Annotated in this window: 18 protein-coding genes and 2 tRNA genes; 11 read left to right on the plus strand and 9 right to left on the minus strand. The window is 65.5% G+C overall.

The window, feature by feature from the left end; genetic code table 11:
- Positions 1-95: 95 nt before the first annotated feature.
- The 3 genes from MRY80_RS02105 to MRY80_RS02115 all read right to left on the minus strand — a co-directional run bounded on the left by MRY80_RS02105 (position 96) and on the right by MRY80_RS02115 (position 1,265).
- Complete coding sequence (locus MRY80_RS02105; protein ID WP_293287415.1) at positions 96-767, minus strand: protein-L-isoaspartate O-methyltransferase; 672 nt, start codon at positions 765-767, stop codon at positions 96-98.
- 42 nt (positions 768-809) lie between these two features.
- Positions 810-883, minus strand: a tRNA-Cys gene (locus MRY80_RS02110).
- Positions 884-977: 94 nt separating this feature from the next.
- On the minus strand, positions 978-1,265 hold the full coding sequence (locus tag MRY80_RS02115) for a hypothetical protein (RefSeq protein WP_293287418.1): 288 nt from the start codon (positions 1,263-1,265) through the stop codon (positions 978-980).
- Between the two features lie 168 nt (positions 1,266-1,433).
- Here MRY80_RS02115 and MRY80_RS02120 point away from each other — a divergent pair.
- A tRNA-Asn gene (locus MRY80_RS02120) sits at positions 1,434-1,508 on the plus strand.
- A gap of 138 nt (positions 1,509-1,646) precedes the next feature.
- Complete coding sequence (locus MRY80_RS02125) at positions 1,647-2,075, plus strand: hypothetical protein (RefSeq protein ID WP_293287420.1); 429 nt, start codon at positions 1,647-1,649, stop codon at positions 2,073-2,075.
- A gap of 11 nt (positions 2,076-2,086) precedes the next feature.
- Here the strand turns inward: MRY80_RS02125 and MRY80_RS02130 are convergent, their stop codons facing one another.
- Complete coding sequence (locus MRY80_RS02130; RefSeq protein ID WP_293287422.1) at positions 2,087-2,575, minus strand: hypothetical protein; 489 nt, start codon at positions 2,573-2,575, stop codon at positions 2,087-2,089.
- Between the two features lie 193 nt (positions 2,576-2,768).
- Between MRY80_RS02130 and MRY80_RS02135 the strand changes: the two genes are divergently transcribed.
- Together MRY80_RS02135 and MRY80_RS02140 are read left to right on the plus strand one after the other, a co-directional pair.
- Complete coding sequence (locus tag MRY80_RS02135; protein WP_293287424.1) at positions 2,769-4,235, plus strand: deoxyribodipyrimidine photo-lyase; 1,467 nt, start codon at positions 2,769-2,771, stop codon at positions 4,233-4,235.
- A gap of 29 nt (positions 4,236-4,264) precedes the next feature.
- A complete protein-coding gene (locus MRY80_RS02140) occupies positions 4,265-5,605 on the plus strand; it encodes an FAD-dependent oxidoreductase (protein WP_293287521.1) in 1,341 nt (446 codons plus the stop codon).
- A gap of 255 nt (positions 5,606-5,860) precedes the next feature.
- Here the strand turns inward: MRY80_RS02140 and MRY80_RS02145 are convergent, their stop codons facing one another.
- Positions 5,861-6,403, minus strand: coding sequence for a hypothetical protein (locus tag MRY80_RS02145; protein ID WP_293287426.1), 543 nt, complete (start codon positions 6,401-6,403; stop codon positions 5,861-5,863).
- Between the two features lie 345 nt (positions 6,404-6,748).
- Between MRY80_RS02145 and MRY80_RS02150 the strand changes: the two genes are divergently transcribed.
- Complete coding sequence (locus MRY80_RS02150; RefSeq protein ID WP_293287428.1) at positions 6,749-7,609, plus strand: DUF1365 domain-containing protein; 861 nt, start codon at positions 6,749-6,751, stop codon at positions 7,607-7,609.
- A gap of 69 nt (positions 7,610-7,678) precedes the next feature.
- The gene (locus tag MRY80_RS02155) at positions 7,679-8,905 is read left to right on the plus strand and encodes a cyclopropane-fatty-acyl-phospholipid synthase family protein (RefSeq protein ID WP_293287431.1); all 1,227 of its coding nucleotides are present in this window, start codon (positions 7,679-7,681) and stop codon (positions 8,903-8,905) included.
- Between the two features lie 13 nt (positions 8,906-8,918).
- Here the strand turns inward: MRY80_RS02155 and MRY80_RS02160 are convergent, their stop codons facing one another.
- The 3 genes from MRY80_RS02160 to MRY80_RS02170 form a co-directional block, all read right to left on the minus strand.
- On the minus strand, positions 8,919-10,073 hold the full coding sequence (locus tag MRY80_RS02160; protein ID WP_293287434.1) for an AAA family ATPase: 1,155 nt from the start codon (positions 10,071-10,073) through the stop codon (positions 8,919-8,921).
- 80 nt (positions 10,074-10,153) lie between these two features.
- Positions 10,154-10,987 carry an SDR family NAD(P)-dependent oxidoreductase gene (locus MRY80_RS02165; RefSeq protein ID WP_293287437.1) on the minus strand — a complete coding sequence of 278 codons (834 nt, stop codon included), beginning with the start codon at positions 10,985-10,987 and terminating at the stop codon, positions 10,154-10,156.
- A 90-nt stretch (positions 10,988-11,077) separates the two neighbouring features.
- Positions 11,078-11,731: a ChrR family anti-sigma-E factor gene (locus MRY80_RS02170; protein WP_293287440.1), complete on the minus strand. Its 654-nt coding sequence runs from the start codon at positions 11,729-11,731 to the stop codon at positions 11,078-11,080.
- Between the two features lie 204 nt (positions 11,732-11,935).
- Here MRY80_RS02170 and MRY80_RS02175 point away from each other — a divergent pair, with 204 nt between their 5' ends.
- A complete protein-coding gene (locus MRY80_RS02175; protein ID WP_293287441.1) occupies positions 11,936-12,970 on the plus strand; it encodes a cysteine synthase A in 1,035 nt (344 codons plus the stop codon).
- The gene (locus tag MRY80_RS02180; protein ID WP_293287443.1) at positions 12,970-13,707 is read left to right on the plus strand and encodes an alanyl-tRNA editing protein; all 738 of its coding nucleotides are present in this window, start codon (positions 12,970-12,972) and stop codon (positions 13,705-13,707) included. The genes MRY80_RS02175 and MRY80_RS02180 overlap by 1 nt, the downstream gene beginning before the upstream one ends.
- A gap of 13 nt (positions 13,708-13,720) precedes the next feature.
- Here the strand turns inward: MRY80_RS02180 and MRY80_RS02185 are convergent, their stop codons facing one another.
- Positions 13,721-14,713, minus strand: a complete 993-nt coding sequence (locus MRY80_RS02185; protein WP_293287445.1) for an ATP-grasp fold amidoligase family protein — start codon at positions 14,711-14,713, stop codon at positions 13,721-13,723.
- A 136-nt stretch (positions 14,714-14,849) separates the two neighbouring features.
- Here MRY80_RS02185 and sseA point away from each other — a divergent pair, with 136 nt between their 5' ends.
- From sseA to MRY80_RS02200, 3 genes are all read left to right on the plus strand, one after another.
- Positions 14,850-15,707 carry a 3-mercaptopyruvate sulfurtransferase gene (gene sseA / locus MRY80_RS02190; protein WP_293287447.1) on the plus strand — a complete coding sequence of 286 codons (858 nt, stop codon included), beginning with the start codon at positions 14,850-14,852 and terminating at the stop codon, positions 15,705-15,707.
- Between the two features lie 8 nt (positions 15,708-15,715).
- On the plus strand, positions 15,716-16,291 hold the full coding sequence (locus tag MRY80_RS02195) for a GNAT family N-acetyltransferase (protein WP_293287450.1): 576 nt from the start codon (positions 15,716-15,718) through the stop codon (positions 16,289-16,291).
- 75 nt (positions 16,292-16,366) lie between these two features.
- Positions 16,367-16,942 carry an OmpA family protein gene (locus MRY80_RS02200; protein WP_293287452.1) on the plus strand — a complete coding sequence of 192 codons (576 nt, stop codon included), beginning with the start codon at positions 16,367-16,369 and terminating at the stop codon, positions 16,940-16,942.
- Positions 16,943-16,970: the final 28 nt, after the last annotated feature.

Consider the following 16,970-nt stretch of genomic DNA (forward strand, 5'->3'; position numbering starts at 1 on the left):
AACGTTTTATTAACCGCCTTGTGTGTCGGCAATACCAAGCCCTGACAAGCGCCCGAACAAAAAGCGAGGTGTTGCCGAGCGGCAACCCTTCGGCGCTAGAGCGAGAATTCCGGCTTCCGCGCGAAACCAGGCAATGCCTTGACGCTCAGGTTAAAGGCTTTTCGTCCGGAAACGTAATCGCCTTCCTTGAGATAAAATGTCGCAAAGCCGCTCAGGCCCTGCCCTTCGACCACGACCAGCCGGCCGCCGTCCTTCAACTGGTCGAAAAGCGCCTCGGGCACGGCATCGACGGAGCCGCCGACGAAAATCACGTCATAGGGACCCTCGGCCGCATAGCCTTCGGTCAGCGGGCCGGTGACGACCGCGACATTGTCGAAGCCGTTTTCAAGAAGCAGGTCGGTCGCCCGGTCGCTCAGCTCCGAATCGCTCTCAAGCGCGATGACCGCATTGGCCAGCCGCGAGAGCACCGCAGAGGAGTAACCCGTGCCGCATCCGACATCGAGAACGAGGTCGCCTGCGCGCACGTCGGCGAGCTGCACCAGCTTGGCGAAGGGCGACGGCTTCATCACGAAGCGCCGCGTGTCCGCCATCGGGCCGGTAACCTCGATGTCGTCATCAATGTAAGCGAAGGGCTTGCGCTGATCGGGAACGAACGCCTCGCGCGGCACGGAGAGCAGCGCGTCGATGACCCGCAGGTCGGTCACGTCTGTTGTACGAACCTGACTGTCGACCATCGCCTGGCGCAGTTCGTCGAATTTGTGCCCCATGATTATAGCCCGCCTTCGTCGTATCGCCGGTCACCCGAACGCTGGAGGCCTCGCCCGGAATCGAACCGGGGTGCAAGGATTTGCAGTCCTCTGCGTAACCACTCCGCCACGAGGCCGTCCGGGTGCGTTGTCGTTGATCGGATAGGGATTTTCCGAAAGCGGGTCAAGCGGCATTCTGAGAAGTTCGCGGCACTATCCTCAACGATCGCTTTATCGATCCGTTCGTCTTTGCCCGCGGCGCGCGAATCGCACGATCAATCTGCGCCGCCAGCGCCGCACGCGGGCGACGTCATGGGCCAGCACCAGAAGGCCAAGCGGCAGCATCCAGAAGCCCACCACCGGCAGGAATCCCAGCGCTCCGCCGACGACCAGCGCCGAGCCGAGCGCGATCCGCCCGGCCCTTGAGGCAGGCAGCGGCATTGTCCTGTTGAGAACCCTGATCGTGCTGCGCGTCGGCCGGTCGCTCGCGCGGCCGGTCTCGCCGGATGCATTCGCCATGATGTCGGTTACCGGTTTCGCCCCGCAGATAGGCATCGCGGGCCCCTCTTTCCACAGGCGGAGCCACCGCCGGCGACGCCCGCGAAAAATAGGCTCAAAAAAGTTTGATTCCCGCCTTGGCAAATCGGAAGCACCTTTGATATACGCTCCGCTCAGCCTGAGCGCTATTCCCCGGTAGCTCAGTGGTAGAGCAACCGGCTGTTAACCGGTTGGTCGCTGGTTCGAATCCGGCCCGGGGAGCCAGTTTCAAAAGGGTCAGCAGTTTCACTGCTGGCCCTTTATGGTTTCCGGCGCCGCCGCTCCCCGCTTTCCTGCCTTTAACGTTACGTCAAACTCGTCGGGCAGAATGGCTCTTCAGAAATGCTGAACCGAGGAGCTGCCATGAAATCCGCGACGACGACATTCGCCGTTTTCACCGCCCTGTCGCTTTCCGGCCTGTCGCCGGCCCATGCGGCGGACTATCCGCCGCTCTACCTCGAGATGGCGCTGCCGGAATATCCGGGCGCGACCGTCACGGAGATCGGGCGTTCGAACGACACTCTGGAAGACGGCATCAGCGTGACGCTGGAAACCGGCGCCTCCTATGGCGAACTGCGCGCCTTCTACGAGCAGGCGCTTCAGGATGCCGGATGGGCCCTCCAGGAAACGCCGGCCATGGCCGCGATGCGGCAGGCGGGCATGCTGGATAATTTTCCGTTCAACGCGCTCTTTTGCAAGGGCGACGGCACCGGCTTCGCGACCAACACGACCGATTTCGGCACGGTCCGCCAGATGAACATTTCCGTCACCCGCGGCGCCAACGGCTGCTAGGCGCCGGGGCGCTATTCCTGGCGCACGCGCTCATAGGCTATTTCGTCGAGAATCAGGCGGACACGGTCCTGCACGCTGCCGGTGCGCGTCGATCCGTCGTCGCAGGCAAATGTCGGCCACGCGGTGATGCGGCAGCCCTGCCAGCGACAGAAGCCGTCGAGGCACTCCTCCTCGCGCAGCCTGTAGTTTCCGTCGAGCGTGCGGTTGATGAACGCGCCGCCCTCGTTGCGCCAGACCCAGAAGGAATGCTGAACTTCCTTCTCCGCCGGCACCAGATCGCAGGCGATCTCCCGGCTCGCCAGCATCCTGGCCGCACAATCGATCATCGCGTCGCCGTAGCGCACATCCTCCAGCGGCTGGTCGAGACTGTCCAGGTAGAGGCTCGCGCCGTCGCTCGCCCGCGCCTCCACGGCCAGAAGCCCGGACGCGACCGCCGTCGCCGCGATCCCGTAAAGGATGCCGCGCAGACACGCTCGCTTGGACCCTGTGCCAATCGTCATCGCTGTCCCATGCCCCCTGCGTTTGCATCATCGCAGATACATCAACCCGCTTCCGCGACCAAGACCGCCCCTCCTCTTTCCCGCGCCGATCGCCCCGCGAGGGCCGGATCCGGCGGTCCGAATTTCGGCTGATCCGAATGCGCGCATGCCGCGTATCGATCACCATGACCGGAACCACGCTCCCAAGACAGACATGACCAGCACGAAAAAATCCGACAAGGCCACCGCACCGGTCATCGTCTGGTTCCGCAACGATCTGCGCGTGGCCGACAACCGGGCACTCGACGCCGCAGCAGAATCGGGGCGTCCCGTCGTTCCGCTATTCGTGCTGGAAGACGCCGAGGATGCGATCCCGCTTGGCGGCGCGCAGCGCTGGTGGCTGCATCATTCCCTTGCCGCACTTTCCAAGTCGCTCGAAGAACTTGGCGCACCGCTCATTCTTCGCCGGGGCGATCCGCTGGCGATCCTCAAGGAGATCGCGGACGAAACCGGCGCCGACACCGTCTTCTGGAATCGTCGCTACACGCCGACCCTGACGAAGCGCGACGCCGAGATCAAATCCGACCTGCGCGCCGCCGGCTGGACGGTGGAAAGCCATGAAGGGCCGTTGCTGCACGAACCGACGCGCCTGAAGACTGGCTCCGGCGGCCCCTATCGCGTCTACACGCCCTTCTGGCGCGCCTTTTCCGAGACGCCGCCCCCGCGCCCGCCTCTCGACGCGCCCGACAGCCTGATCGCGCATGACGGCGACACCGCCTCTGACGAACTTGTCGACTGGTCGCTGCTGCCGACGAAGCCGGACTGGTCGGGCGGCATCGCCGACGAATGGACGCCCGGCGAGGATGGCGCGGCCGAGAGGCTCGAGCGGTTTCTCGACGAGGCGATCGACGGCTACGGCGACGCGCGCGACTGCCCGGACGGCGAGACCACGTCGAAACTCTCGCCGCATCTCGCCTTCGGCGAAATCACCCCGTTCCAGATCTGGGAGGCGACGGAGGAACGGCGCGGCGACGCTCCCTCGTCCGATATGACCAAATTTCGAAAGGAACTCGTCTGGCGCGAATTCTCCTGGCACCTGCTGGTCAACTTCCCCGACCTGCCGACCGCCAACTTCAACGAGGATTTCGACGCCTTTCCCTGGCGCGAACCGGGCGAGGACCTGACCGCCTGGCAGAAGGGCCGCACCGGATATCCGATCGTCGACGCCGGCATGCGTCAGCTTTGGCAAACCGGCTGGATGCACAATCGCGTCCGCATGATCGTCGCCTCCTTCCTGATCAAGCATCTGCTGATCGACTGGCGGCACGGCGAGAGCTGGTTCCGCGACACGCTGGTCGACGCCGATCCGGCCTCCAACGCGGCGAGCTGGCAATGGGTCGCCGGCTCCGGCGCGGACGCCGCCCCCTATTTCCGCATCTTCAACCCGATCCTGCAGGGCGAGAAATTCGATCCCGACGGTGCCTATGTCCGCCACTTCGTGCCCGAGCTCGAGGCCCTGCCCGACAAATACCTGCACAAGCCCTGGGACGCGCCGGAATCGGTTCTGTCCAAGGCCGGCGTGAAACTCGGCGACACTTATCCTCGTCCCCTTGTTGAACACGCCGGTGCGCGCGAGCGCGCCATGGTCGCCTATAAAGACATGAAAGGGAAAGCCGCGTGACCGTCAATGTCGTCCCGCCCGCTACAGCCATGCGCCTGCCGGGCAGAAGAAGGATCGCCGTCATCGGCAGCGGCATTTCCGGCGTCTCGGCGGCCTGGGCGCTGTCCAAGCGCCACGACGTCACGCTCTACGAGGCCGAAACCCGGCCGGGCGGCCACACCTGCACGGTCGACGTGGATTACGACGGCAAGCAGATGGCCGTCGATGTCGGCTTCATCGTCTTCAACGAGCGCAACTATCCGAACCTGACCGCACTCTTCGATCATCTGGGCGTGAAGAGCGAAGTCTCGAACATGAGCTTCGCCCTGTCGCTCGACGGCGGCGCGCGCGAATGGTGCGGCGAGACCCTGCTCTCGCTCTTCGCGCAGCGCAGCAACCTCGTCTCTCCCTCCTTCTGGTGGATGCTGAAGGACATCCTGCGCTTCAACCGCCAGTGCCTGGCCGACCGGCAGGCGGGCCTGCTCGACCGCGTCACCATCGGCGACTATCTGGCGCTGCGCAGCTTTTCCATGCGCTTTCGCGACGACTACCTTATCCCCATGGCGGCGGCCATTTGGTCGACGCCGCGCGTCCGCATGCTGGATTTCCCGGCGCGCGCCTTCGTCAGCTTCTTCGAAAACCACCGCCTTCTGGAGATCGCACCGCCGCTCTGGCAGACCGTGTCGGGCGGATCGCGAAACTATCTCGACCGCATGATCGCGGATTTCGACGGACGCCTCCTGACGGGCGCCGCGGTGCGCGACGTCACGCGTGTCGCCGGCGGGGTCGCCGTGACCAGAACCTCGGGCGAAACGGCGCTCTATGACGACGTGGTCATGGCCGCGCACAGCGACCAGATACTGGCCATGCGCCGGGCCGAGGCCTCGGCCGAGGAGCGCTCCATCCTGGAAGCGATCCCCTACAAGCCGAACCGCGTGGTCCTGCACCGCGATCCCGGTTTCATGCCGAAGCGTCGCCCGGCCTGGGCCGCATGGAACTATCTGCGCGACGCCAATCGCGGCGAAGAGAGCGAAATCTGCGTGACCTACTGGATGAACCGGTTGCAGAACCTCGACCCGGCCCGGCCGCTCTTCGTGACGCTTAACCCGGTTCGCGAACCCGCGCCCGGCACGATCTTCGGCGAATGGACCTTCGATCATCCGCAATATGATGCGGCCGCCTTCGCCGCGCAGGCCCGCCTCGCCCGCATCCAGGGCCATGGCGGCCTCTGGTACGCCGGCGCGTGGACAGGCTACGGCTTCCACGAAGACGGCCTGCGCTCCGGCCTGTCGGTGGCGGAGGCGCTCGGCGGCGTCATCCCCTGGCGATCCCGCCACGACACCGCGCCCGCCAATGAGTCATGGCCGGCATTCGTCGAAGCCGCAGAATAGCCCTAGCGCTTCTCACGCCTGGCGCGATCGTGGATCTCTCTTGGAAAATGCTGATTGAAGAACGGCGTCCAGGCCCATGCGGGACATGAAGTAGAGATGACCCGAGATCGGCGGAGCTTAGGAGTCCGGGACGCTTCGACCATCTGGCCCACGCAAGAGCGCCGCACCCGATCTACGATTACAGCATCGGCGCGGCGCAAGCTGAAATGCCACGTATGGCCGAAGCGGACGCTCCGGCCATACGCACAGTCCGAATCAGAGGTATTTCTGCAGCAGCCTGCAGAAGGCGACGAGGTCGCGGTCGTATCCGCGGCCGTTCACGCCGAGGGCCTGCCGGCAGGTCTTTTTGACTCGCGCCTGGCTCGATCCGGACATTGCGTTGAACCCGCGGACGAGCTGAACGACACCGTCTCCGCCGCCGCCACCGGCACCACCGCCGCCGCCAGCACCGCCGCCACCGCCACCGGTGCCGCCACCGCCTCCGATGCCGATATCGACGCCCACGCCGGCGCCCGAACCACCCGAGCCGCCGATCGAAGCGTTGACCGAGGCTCCGAGCCCGCCGCCGCCCGATCCGCCGAGCGAGGCGCTCGCCGACGCGCTGCCGCCACCGCCGCCGGACACGCCGACACTGGCGCTCACACCGCCGCCGCTGCGGCCACCGCCTCCAACGGACGCGCTGACGCTCGTTCCGCCGACCGAGGCACCGAGATCAATGGCATAGGCGTTCCCGCTGGCCAGGCAAAACAGCGCCGCTGCCGTGATCCGGAAAGGCGCCTGGATCTGAAACGATTTCATGTCAAAACTCCGCTGGTTACTGCTTTCGTCATTGCTCGACGTCCTCCTCCCGGAGTGTCTGCAATGTAAAAATCGTCCCCGCGGCGCTTTAAGGAAAGCCTCTCAAATCTGTAAAATTCTAAACTGTAAAACTATCTACGATAAGGGGCATCTCAAATACCTGTTTTGAATGAGAATTCAAAAACTAGCTAGAAACTTTACTAGGCGATCACATTTTCGTGTACGCGATGCCGAAATCCATTATCCCCATGTTTCTGAAGAAAAAATCGCTCTGAAGTGATCCGGAAAACGCCGAAACGCGTAGGATAAATGACGAATAATGCGAGCGCGAATACTCAAGCCAGCATGACGACCCTGCACGCCGAATCGAACCCCCGAGAATCCTTCCCGCCCGTGGCCGAAGCCGCGCGGCTCTACCCGGGCCAGGTGATGCATGCGCGGCTCAATCCGTTCGGTCACCGCTTCACCTATCGCGTCTTCTCGCTGCTGATCGATCTCGACCGGCTTGACGACGCCGATCGGCTGTCCGCGGCGTTCTCGGTCAATCGCGCCAACCTCGTCGCCTTCCACGAGATGGATCACCTCCCCGGCGAGACGCCGCAGGCCAGCCTGCGCGCCGCCGTCGACGCGCTCGTCGCCGACGCCGGCCTCGACCGTCCCGCCAAGGTCCATCTCCTCGCCTATCCGCGCATCCTGGGCTACGTCTTCAATCCGCTGTCGGTCTATTACTGCTACGGTGCGGACGGCGCCCTGACGGCGGTGATCTACGCGGTGCGCAACACCTTCGGAGAGCGGCACAGCTATGTCTGCCCGGTCGAGGACGGCCAGATGAGCGCCGCCGGCCTGCGCCAGGAACGCACCAAGATCTTCTACGTCTCACCCTTCATCGATCTCGGCGCGCGCTACCATTTCCGCGTCCTGCCGCCGGGCGACGCGGTACGATTGCGCATCCTCGAAACCGAACACGGAACGCCGTTGCTGTCGGCCGCCTTCGCCGGCGAGGCCCGGCCCCTGACCTCCGCGACGCTCCTTGCCCTGGTGACGCGCCTGCCCTTCATGACGCTCAAGGTCATGGCCGGCATCCACCTCGAAGCGGCGAAGCTGTGGCTGAAGGGCGCGAAGTTCCATACGCGCGGCGCACCGCCGCAAGCGGTCAGTTACCGTGATGGCGACGCCCCTCTGGCACCGGTGAAACAATCCGGCTAGTGTCGCGCCATGAGCGCAGATTACGAATTGACGAGCGGATCCGCCTCACAAGGGGGATTCGCGGAAACATTGAAGACGGATGCGGTGCGGCTAACGCCGGACAACATCCGCCGGACCCTTCAGGGCATTCCGCTGAAGGCGAAGCTGGCCTTGCGCGCCGCGATGCAGCTTCCGCACGGCACATTGACCGTGCAACTGCCGGACGGGCGGGGAATCAGCGTCGGCGGCAACGCGCCCGGACCGGACGCCGAACTGATCCTGCACAACTGGAACCTGCCCCGCCGCGCCCTGTCCGAAGCGACCGTCGGCGTCGGCGAGAGCTACATGGACGGCGACTGGGACAGCCCGGACGTGACCGCCTTCCTCGAACTCTTCGTCGCCAACGAGACGCTCGGGTACCAGATCGCCCGCGCCAACCGCCTGTTCCGCGCCTTCAACACGTTCCGCCACTGGCTGAACCGCAACACCAAGACCAATTCCAAGCGCAACATCTCGGCCCATTACGATCTCGGCAACGACTTCTATTCGCGCTGGCTCGACAGCAGCATGACCTACTCCTCCGCCCTCTATGGCGAAGGCGCCAATGACCTGCCGTCGGCCCAGGCCGCCAAGTACCGGGCGCTCGCCCGCGCGACCGGCATCGGCCCGGACGACCATGTGCTGGAGATCGGCTGCGGCTGGGGCGGTTTCGCCGAATTCGCGGCCACCGAGATCGGTTGCCGCGTCACCGGCCTAACGATCAGCCAGGAGCAGCTCGATTTCGCCCGCAAGCGCATCCGCCGCGCCGGCCTCGACGACAAGGTGACGCTGAAGTTCCAGGATTACCGCGACGAGACCGAGACCTATGACCGGGTCGTGTCGATCGAGATGTTCGAGGCGGTCGGCGAGCAGTACTGGCCGACCTATTTCGACAAGCTGCGCGACGTGCTGAAGGCGGGCGGCCGCGCAGGCCTCCAGATCATCACGATCAACGAGCGCGCCTTTCCCGAATACAAGGCCAATCCGGATTTCATCCAGCGCTACATCTTCCCGGGCGGCATGCTGCCGACGCCGCAGATCCTCGACGCGCTAACCGCCGAGCGCGGCCTCTCCCGCGTCGCCGAACGCGTCTTCGCTCAGGACTACGCCCGCACCCTCGCCGCATGGCGCGAACGCTTCCAGCACGCCTGGGAAGACATCGCCAATCTCGGCTTCGACACCCGCTTCAAGCGCATGTGGGAATTCTATCTCCACTATTGCGAGGCGGGTTTCCGCGACGAGTTCATCGACGTCCGCCAGATCGTCTACGCGCGGTAGGCGTGAAGCGGGATCATCGCTTGGGCCAGTTCCACGGCGGCGGATCGCAATCGACCACGGTTTCGCCGAGCTCCTTGCGCAACTCGTAGCAGGCCGTGTCCGGCTGGCCCTGCAGCGGCTCGATCAGCAGCGCCGAATGCGACACCACGATCACCTGCGACCGGCGGGCGGCCTTCGCCATCAGCCGAGACAGCGCCGGCAGGAGGCTCGGATGCAGGCTGGATTCCGGCTCGTTGAGCACCAGGAGCGGCGGCGGGCGCGGCGTCAGCAGCGCGACGACCAGCAAGAGGTAGCGCAGCGTGCCTTCCGAAAGCTCCGCCATGCGCAGCGGCCGCAGGAGCCCCGGCTGCCGCATCTCCAGTTCGAACATCCCGTCGGTGACGCGCACGTCGAGCGCACTGCCCGGAAACGCATCCTCGATCGCCTCTTCGAGCCCGCTCTCGTCGCCGATCTCGCGTATCGTCTGGAACGCCGCGGCGAGATCGGCCCCGTCGGCCGAAAGCGTCGTCGTGCGCGTGCCCGTCTGCGGAACGCGCGAGGGCGCGTCACGGTCGGTGCGCAAATGATCGTAGAACCGCCAGGCGCGCATGCGCTCGCGCGCCGCCAGCAATTCGGGCGCGCCACGCGGGTCGGCGGCATGGGTCATCATGCTGTCGAAGCCCGGCAGGTCCGTGAAGGCCGTCTTGCGCCGCCCCTCCTCGGTCAGCAGTTGGACATGCGGACCCGACCGGTTGGCGACCTCGTTCGACCGCCGCAGGCAATCGCCCAACCACAGCGATTCGGCCTTGATCTCCGGGTCCGAATTGAATTGCGAGGCCGGCGCGGGCACTGGCATGCCGAGATCGATCGCATAGCCGAAATCCTCTTCGGCGAAACCGAGCTTCAGGCTGACCGGCCCGTCGCGGACCGTGCCCTGAACCGGGTGTTCCCCGGTCTTCATCGCCCGCGAGATGGTTTCCGGCCCCGCCCAAAGCGTCGATGTCAGCCCGCCTTCGCGCGCCAGCGCCCCGATGAGGCCGCCCTGCGCGACATCGGCCAGCAAGTGGATGGAGCGATAGAGCGACGACTTCCCGCTGCCATTCGCGCCGGTGATCAGCGTCAGCCGATCCAGCGGAAGGACCAGGTTCCGGAGCGAGCGATAGCCCGAAACGGCCAGTGTGATGATCATGCTCGCCCTCCCGGCGCATCGCGGTCAGGCGGACTATAGGCGAACGCCCTGCCGTCGCAATCGCGGCGGACCGTCGACGCCTATCGCGACCGGTTCGCCGCGGGCGTCGTGTCGCGGAAATCGAGCGGCCGCGTGCTCCATCCGGTCGCGCGGTTCATGATCGCGAAATAGAGCGGATGCGGCAGCATGCGCAGGAGCTTCAACTGCCATGTGAAGCGGCGCGGAAAAGTGATTTCGAAACCACCGTTTTCGATACCCGCCAGCATGCGCGCGGCCGCCTTTTCCACCGGCATCAGATACGGCATCTCGTAGGCGTTCTGCTCGGTCGCCGGCGTGTCGACGAAGCCGGGATTCACCACCTGGATGCGGATGTTCATCTTGGAGAAGTCGAACGACAGCGATTCCGCCATGTTGATCAGCGCCGCCTTGGTCGCGCCATAGGCCGAGGCCGACGGCAGGCCCGAATAGCCGCTCACCGAGGCGACGATCACCACCTGCCCGCACCCATGCGCCTTCATCCGCTCCACGACCGGCGCGAGCCCGTTGAGAACGCCGGTCAGGTTCACGGCGAAGGTCTTGTCGAAATCGTCGGGCGCCAGCGCCTCGCCATGCGTCGGGATGTAGATGCCGGCATTGAAAACCGCGAGCCGGACCGGCCCCGCCTGCGCCTCGATCGTGCCGACGGTCTCGGCCATCGCGGCCCGGTCGGTCACGTCGCAGGCAAATGCCCGAACGGTTCCCTCCAGCGCGGCGCTGTCACGCTCCAGCGCGCTGAGCGCGTCTTCGCCGCGCGCCGTCGCCGCGACGTCATAGCCCAGCGCCGCCATCTGCAGCGCCAGTTCGCGGCCGAGCCCGGTGCTCGCACCGGTGATCCAGGCAACGCCGTCACCCGGCGTCGCACGATAAAGCGACATGGTCTTCATTCCGATTGCTGTGTCTGGCCGGTCTACGCAGACCCGCCTCGCCCGGTTTGCCTTTTCCGCAAAGAAATCGGCGACTTGGGCTCAGGTCGTGCCGAGAATGTCGGAGATCCGCTGATACAGCGGGCCCGTCAGCCGCAGCGGCGCGTCGGTGACGGCAAAGGCGATGCAGGCCCGCCCCTTCTCTGCGACCGGACGATGGTCCAGCGATTCGTCGGCAAACGAGATGTCGCCGCGGCCGAACCGCCCGTTCACATCGGTGAAAGCGCCGTCGAGCACGAGCGTCAACTCCGCGCCTTCATGGGTGTGCGCCGGCATGGTCCGCCCGGGCTTGATCCACATCAGCGTGGCATGGCAGCCATCCGCCTCACCGAGGTCGTATTCGCGGTATCCCGGCAGCTTCGTCTTCCAGGGAATGGTCTCGATCGTGTGGCCGACGAAGTCGTGCAGCGCGTGCGGAAGCACTGCGCCCGGCTCGCGCGGTCTCGTCGTCATTCCGGAAATTTCGTCCTTGGAGGCGAAGATCGCCTCCAGGCGCGCATCACGCGATGTCAGCGGCACGGGTGTTTCGGCCTCGAGCAGGTCGCCGGCCGAAGCCTCCATGGCTCGCACAAGCGCGCGGCTTCCCGCTGACAATTCCAGATGCGCGGCCACCATGACCGCCACCGGCCTTGGCAGCGTCCCGGCCACAAAGCCGGCCATCAGGGCATCCATGTTTTCGAATCTGCTGTCGCTCATGGTTGAATGTCGTCACGCCCGTTCCAGGCGCTTCAATGCCATTGCTACGCGCGTTGCCGCAATGCGGATCACAAGAATTATGCCACGTGACCGGTTTTTTCGAGAAGCTGAATCCGCGATCACGCCTTCCAGCCGAAATAGTTGTGCCTTGAAGCACGCGAGTCGAGGACATACTGTCGCGCGAAAATATGCAAGGAACGGGATATGCTCACATCGGTGCTCGAGGCCATCGGCAACACGCCGCTCATCAAGCTCAAGCGCGCGTCGGAGGAGACCGGCTGCACCATTCTGGGCAAGGCCGAATTTCTCAATCCCGGCCAGTCGGTGAAGGACCGCGCGGCGCTGTTCATCGTCCGCGACGCTGAGGAAAAAGGCCTGCTCAAGCCGGGCGGCGTCATCGTCGAGGGCACGGCCGGAAACACCGGCATCGGCCTGTCCCTGGTCGCGCGTGCCTCCGGCTATCGTTCCGTGATCGTCATCCCGGAAACCCAGTCGCAGGAAAAGAAGGACGCCATCCGGCTCTACGGCGCGGAACTGGTCGAGGTCCCGGCGGTGCCCTACCGCAATCCCAACAACTATGTCCGCGTCTCCGGCCGCCTGGCCGAACAGATCGCCGCAACCGCCGACGAGGGCGCGATCTGGGCCAACCAGTTCGACAACGTCGCCAACCGTCAGGCCCATGTGGAGACGACCGCGCCTGAGATCTGGCGCGACACGGGCGGCATGGTCGACGGCTTCATCTGCGCCGTCGGCTCCGGCGGCACGCTGGCCGGCGTCGCCGAGGGGCTGCGCTCCAAGCACGCCAGCGTCAAGATCGGCCTCGCCGACCCGATGGGCGCCGCGCTCTATTCCTATTACACCTCCGGCGAGTTCAAATCCGAAGGCTCCTCCATCACCGAGGGCATCGGACAGGGTCGCGTCACCGCCAATCTCGAAGGCTTCAAGCCCGATTTCGCCTACCAGATCCCCGACGAGGAGGCGCTGAAGATCATCTTCGCGCTGGCCGAGGAAGAAGGCCTGGTCATGGGCGGCTCGACCGGCATCAACATCGCCGGCGCGATCCGCATGGCCAGGGAAATGGGCCCCGGGCACACCATCGTCACCGTGCTCTGCGATTACGGCAACCGCTACCAGTCGAAGCTCTTCAACCCCGAATTCCTGCGCGGCAAGGACCTGCCCGTGCCTGAATGGATGGACAAGACCACCGACATCGACGTCCCGTTCGAGGAGACCGAGTGATGGCGCATTCGGTCAAGGCGCTGTTCCGCGACGACGCCTATCTGTCCGTCGCCGAGGGCAAGGTCGTCGCGATCAACGATCGCGGCGGCATCATCCTCGACCAGACCTGCTTCTACGCCACGTCCGGCGGCCAGCCCGGCGACACCGGCTTCTTCGAGCGCGCCGACGGCACCAGGATCGCCATCGCGGCCACGGTCTGCGGCGAGACCAAGGACGAGATCATCCACGTCCCCGCGCCCGACCAGCCGGTCCCCGGCATCGGCGAGACGCTGACCCTGCATATCGACTGGGACCGGCGCTACAATCTGATGCGCATGCACACGGCCTGTCACCTGCTCACGGTCGTCTGCCCCTACCCCATCACCGGCGCGTCCGTCGGCGAAACGGAAAGCCGGGTCGATTTCGACATCCCCGAACTCGACGGCGACAAGGCCTCGATCAGCGAGAAGCTGATGGAGCTGGTCGCGGCCAACCACCCGATCTACACCGAAACGATCACCGACGCCGAACTGGCCGCCAATTCCGGTCTGGTCAAATCCAAGAACGTCCGCCCGCCGACCGGCACCGGCGAAATCCGCCTCGTCTGCATCGGCAAGGACGCCTCCGTCGACAGCCAGCCCTGCGGCGGCACGCATGTGACCGAGACGCAAGAGGTCGGCGAGATCCATATCGGCAAGATCGAGAAAAAGGGCCGCGAGAACCGCCGCTTCCGCATTCGCTTCGGCCCGCAGCCCTGATCGGCGTGGCCGCCTACCGGCCTTCCGCGTCCAGCGCCTCGAGAAGCGCGCGCTTGTAGACTTCGATCAGCGGCCCGTGCCGCACGGTGAAGAAGTGGCTGAGCCGCAAGTTCCAGCGTGAGGCGATCGTCCGCGTCAGCCCGTCCGGCTTGCGGTCGTTCGCCGACAGCCCGGCCGTCGGATAGACGGTGATTTCGCCGCCATAGAGCTCGCCGCCGAGGTCGAAGAAATCGGCGCGCACATAGTCCAGACCGCCGCCGAGCGCCGCGCATTGGCGAATGACCTCGCGATAGGATGCCGGGACCTCGAAACCGTCATCCTCCCAGCCATCCTCGCCGATTTCCATCTCCCGGCGGCGATTGCCGTCGAGGTCGAAATAGGCGATCCGCTCGTTCTCGGTCTTCTGGTTGGTGGTCGAGGACAGGAGGAAGGGCTCCCCATCGACGACGCGCGCCTGGATCTCGGTCATACGCGCGCCCGGCTTGCTCAGGAATTCCTCGATGAACAGCGTCCGCCGCGCCTTGGAATAGAGATATTCGTAGTTGCGGCGGTTGTAGTGCCGGCGCATCCATTTGCGCGCCAGCCGCTCCACGGCAGCCCGCTCGAGCCTGTCGCGCGCCGGGATGTAGTTGAAGTTGCAGCCGTGATTGGCCTTCAGCACCGCGCCCTGCTCCAGCAGCGCATGCGCCTCGTCATCCAGCCGGTCGCCGACCCACAGCGTCTTCGCCAGCTTGAGGTCGGGCGCCTTCTCGCGGATGTAGTCCTTCGTCGCCAGCTTGTCGCAGAAACGGGCGTAGACCGGGTTGCGGTCGAACACCTTGCGCCAGAAGATCAGCTCCTGGTACTCGCCCGGATGCGCCACATTGGGGAAATGCCCGACCCTCTTGCGAAACCGCACGACCAGATGCGCATGCCGGATATAGATGAGGACGTTGGCGACGAAGAGAACGACGCGTCTGCGCGCCGTCCGGGGCGCATGGGCCGCCACTTCTCGATTCACTGCCACGACTGCTCCAATTGCTGACGATTTCCCTAGTGGCATGCACTTCGAACCGGCGCAACCCGCTGCTCCTGGGGGTGTTTTCGGCAGAGCACTTGGCTATAGCTGGTGGCGGTTTCCATCTTTCACGAGGACACGGTCTGTGAGCGAAAAAAGCCCCTTCGTCGTATCGCCCGAGTGGCTGGTCGCCCACCTGAAGGATCCCGGCCTGTCGATCGTCGACGCGTCCTGGTATCTGCCGGCCCACGGTCGCGACGCCCGCGCCGAATACGAGGCCGCGCATATCCCGGGCGCCGTCTTCTTCGACCAGGACGCGGTGGTCGATCCCGACAGCGACCTGCCGCACGCCCTGCCCTCGCCGCTCGTCTTCGAACAGCATGCCAGCGGCATGGGCATCGCGCGCGACGACACCATCGTCGTCTATGACGGGCTCGGCATGTTTTCCGCGCCGCGCGTCTGGTGGCTGTTCCGGGTCATGGGCGCCGAGAAGGTGTTCGTGCTCGACGGCGGCTTCGACAACTGGAAGAAGGACGGCCACATCGTCACCGACCGGCCGACCAAGATCGCCTCGGCCGCCTTCCTGCCGAAATTCGACGCCTCCAAGGTGGCCGCCTTCGACGACATGCTGAAGATCGCCGGCGACGGCTCGCGCCAGATCGCCGATGCGAGGCCTGCCGGGCGCTTCACCGGCAAGGACGCCGAACCGCGCCCCGGCATGCGTTCCGGCCACATGCCCGGCGCACGCAACGTTCCGGTGACGACCCTGTCGCAGGACGGCTGGCTGAAGGACCTCGACGGCCTGCGCGCCGCGCTCGACGAAGGCGGCATCGATCCGGACGGCCCCGTCGTCACCACCTGCGGCTCCGGCGTCACCGCCGCCGTCATCGTGCTCGCGCTGCAGTCCATCGGCGCAAACGACGTGCAACTCTATGATGGTTCGTGGTCCGAATGGGGCGCCCGCGACGACACGCCGGTGGAGACCGGCCCAGCGCAAGGGTGAATCAGATCATGAGCAAAGACGCCGAAACCATTGATGTCACGGTCACTTATCTCGAGATGACGACCCCGCCGGCCCGGCGCTGGTCGCTGCCGCTCGGCGTCAATGCGGCGATCCTGCACGCCGAAAAGCCGCAACTTGCCTTCTACCGCTTCCTGCAATTGCAGGTCGGCTATCCGTGGAAATGGGAATATCGGCTGCGCATGGACGACGAGACGCTGGCCGGCATCATCCATGCCGACACGAGCGAGATCTACGTCCTCTATATCGACGGCGCACCGGCCGGCTTCTACGAGGTCAACCGCGCCGACGACGAGACCACCGATCTCGCCTATTTCGGCCTGATGCCGCATGCGGCGGGCCGCGGGCTGGGTCGCTGGTTCCTCGGCCAGGCGATCGAATCCTGCTGGGCCGGCGAGCCGGAGCGCATCACGGTCAACACCTGCACCGCCGACCACCCGGCGGCGCTGCCGCTCTACCAGAAGCTCGGCTTCGAACCCCTCCGGCGCGAAGAGGCAACGCTGACGCCGCTGACCGTCGACGACCTGCACCGGCTGGGCGCTGCGAGCGTCGGCGCGACAGGCTGAACGGCACGTTCAGGCACCGTTCAGGCGCCGCCCGCTATCTCTGGCACACGACAACGACCTCCAAAGGAGTGTGCCATGAACCGCCGCAACTTCGTGAAATCCCTCGCCGCCGTCGGCGCGACCGCCCTCGTCCCGGCTCTCGTCACCGAGGCCGCCGCTCAGGCAACGCCCGACGCCCAGACCATCACGCGCCAGTTGAAGCGCGCGCCCTCGCGCACCATCGCGCCGAAGGCCCGTGTCACGATCGACCAGATCAAGCGCAACCATCACCTGCGCAGCCAGGCCCCGTCGATCGACATCCAGTCGATCAACTTCGCCTTCGGCTCGTCGGCCATCGACCAGAGCCAGTACTGGAAGGTCCAGCAGATCGCCATTGCGATCAACCAGATGCTCGGCAACGGCCATCGCGAGCTGTTCCTGATCGAAGGCCACACCGACGCCGTCGGGTCGCGCTACGCCAACCAGGCCCTGTCGGAAGCCCGCGCCGCGTCGCTGGCCGGTGTTCTCGCCCAGCGCTTCGGCGTGCCCTACCGGGCGCTGAACACGATCGGTTACGGCGAGGACTATCTGCTCGTCCCGACGCCGGCCGCCGAATGGCGCAACCGCCGCGTCACGCTGCGCCGGGTCACGGACTTCGTGTCCGCCTATTGATCCTGGCCTGAATCGGGTGGCGGCCGCC

The organism is Oricola sp., from assembly GCF_022763245.1.
Lineage (GTDB): Bacteria > Pseudomonadota > Alphaproteobacteria > Rhizobiales > Rhizobiaceae > Oricola.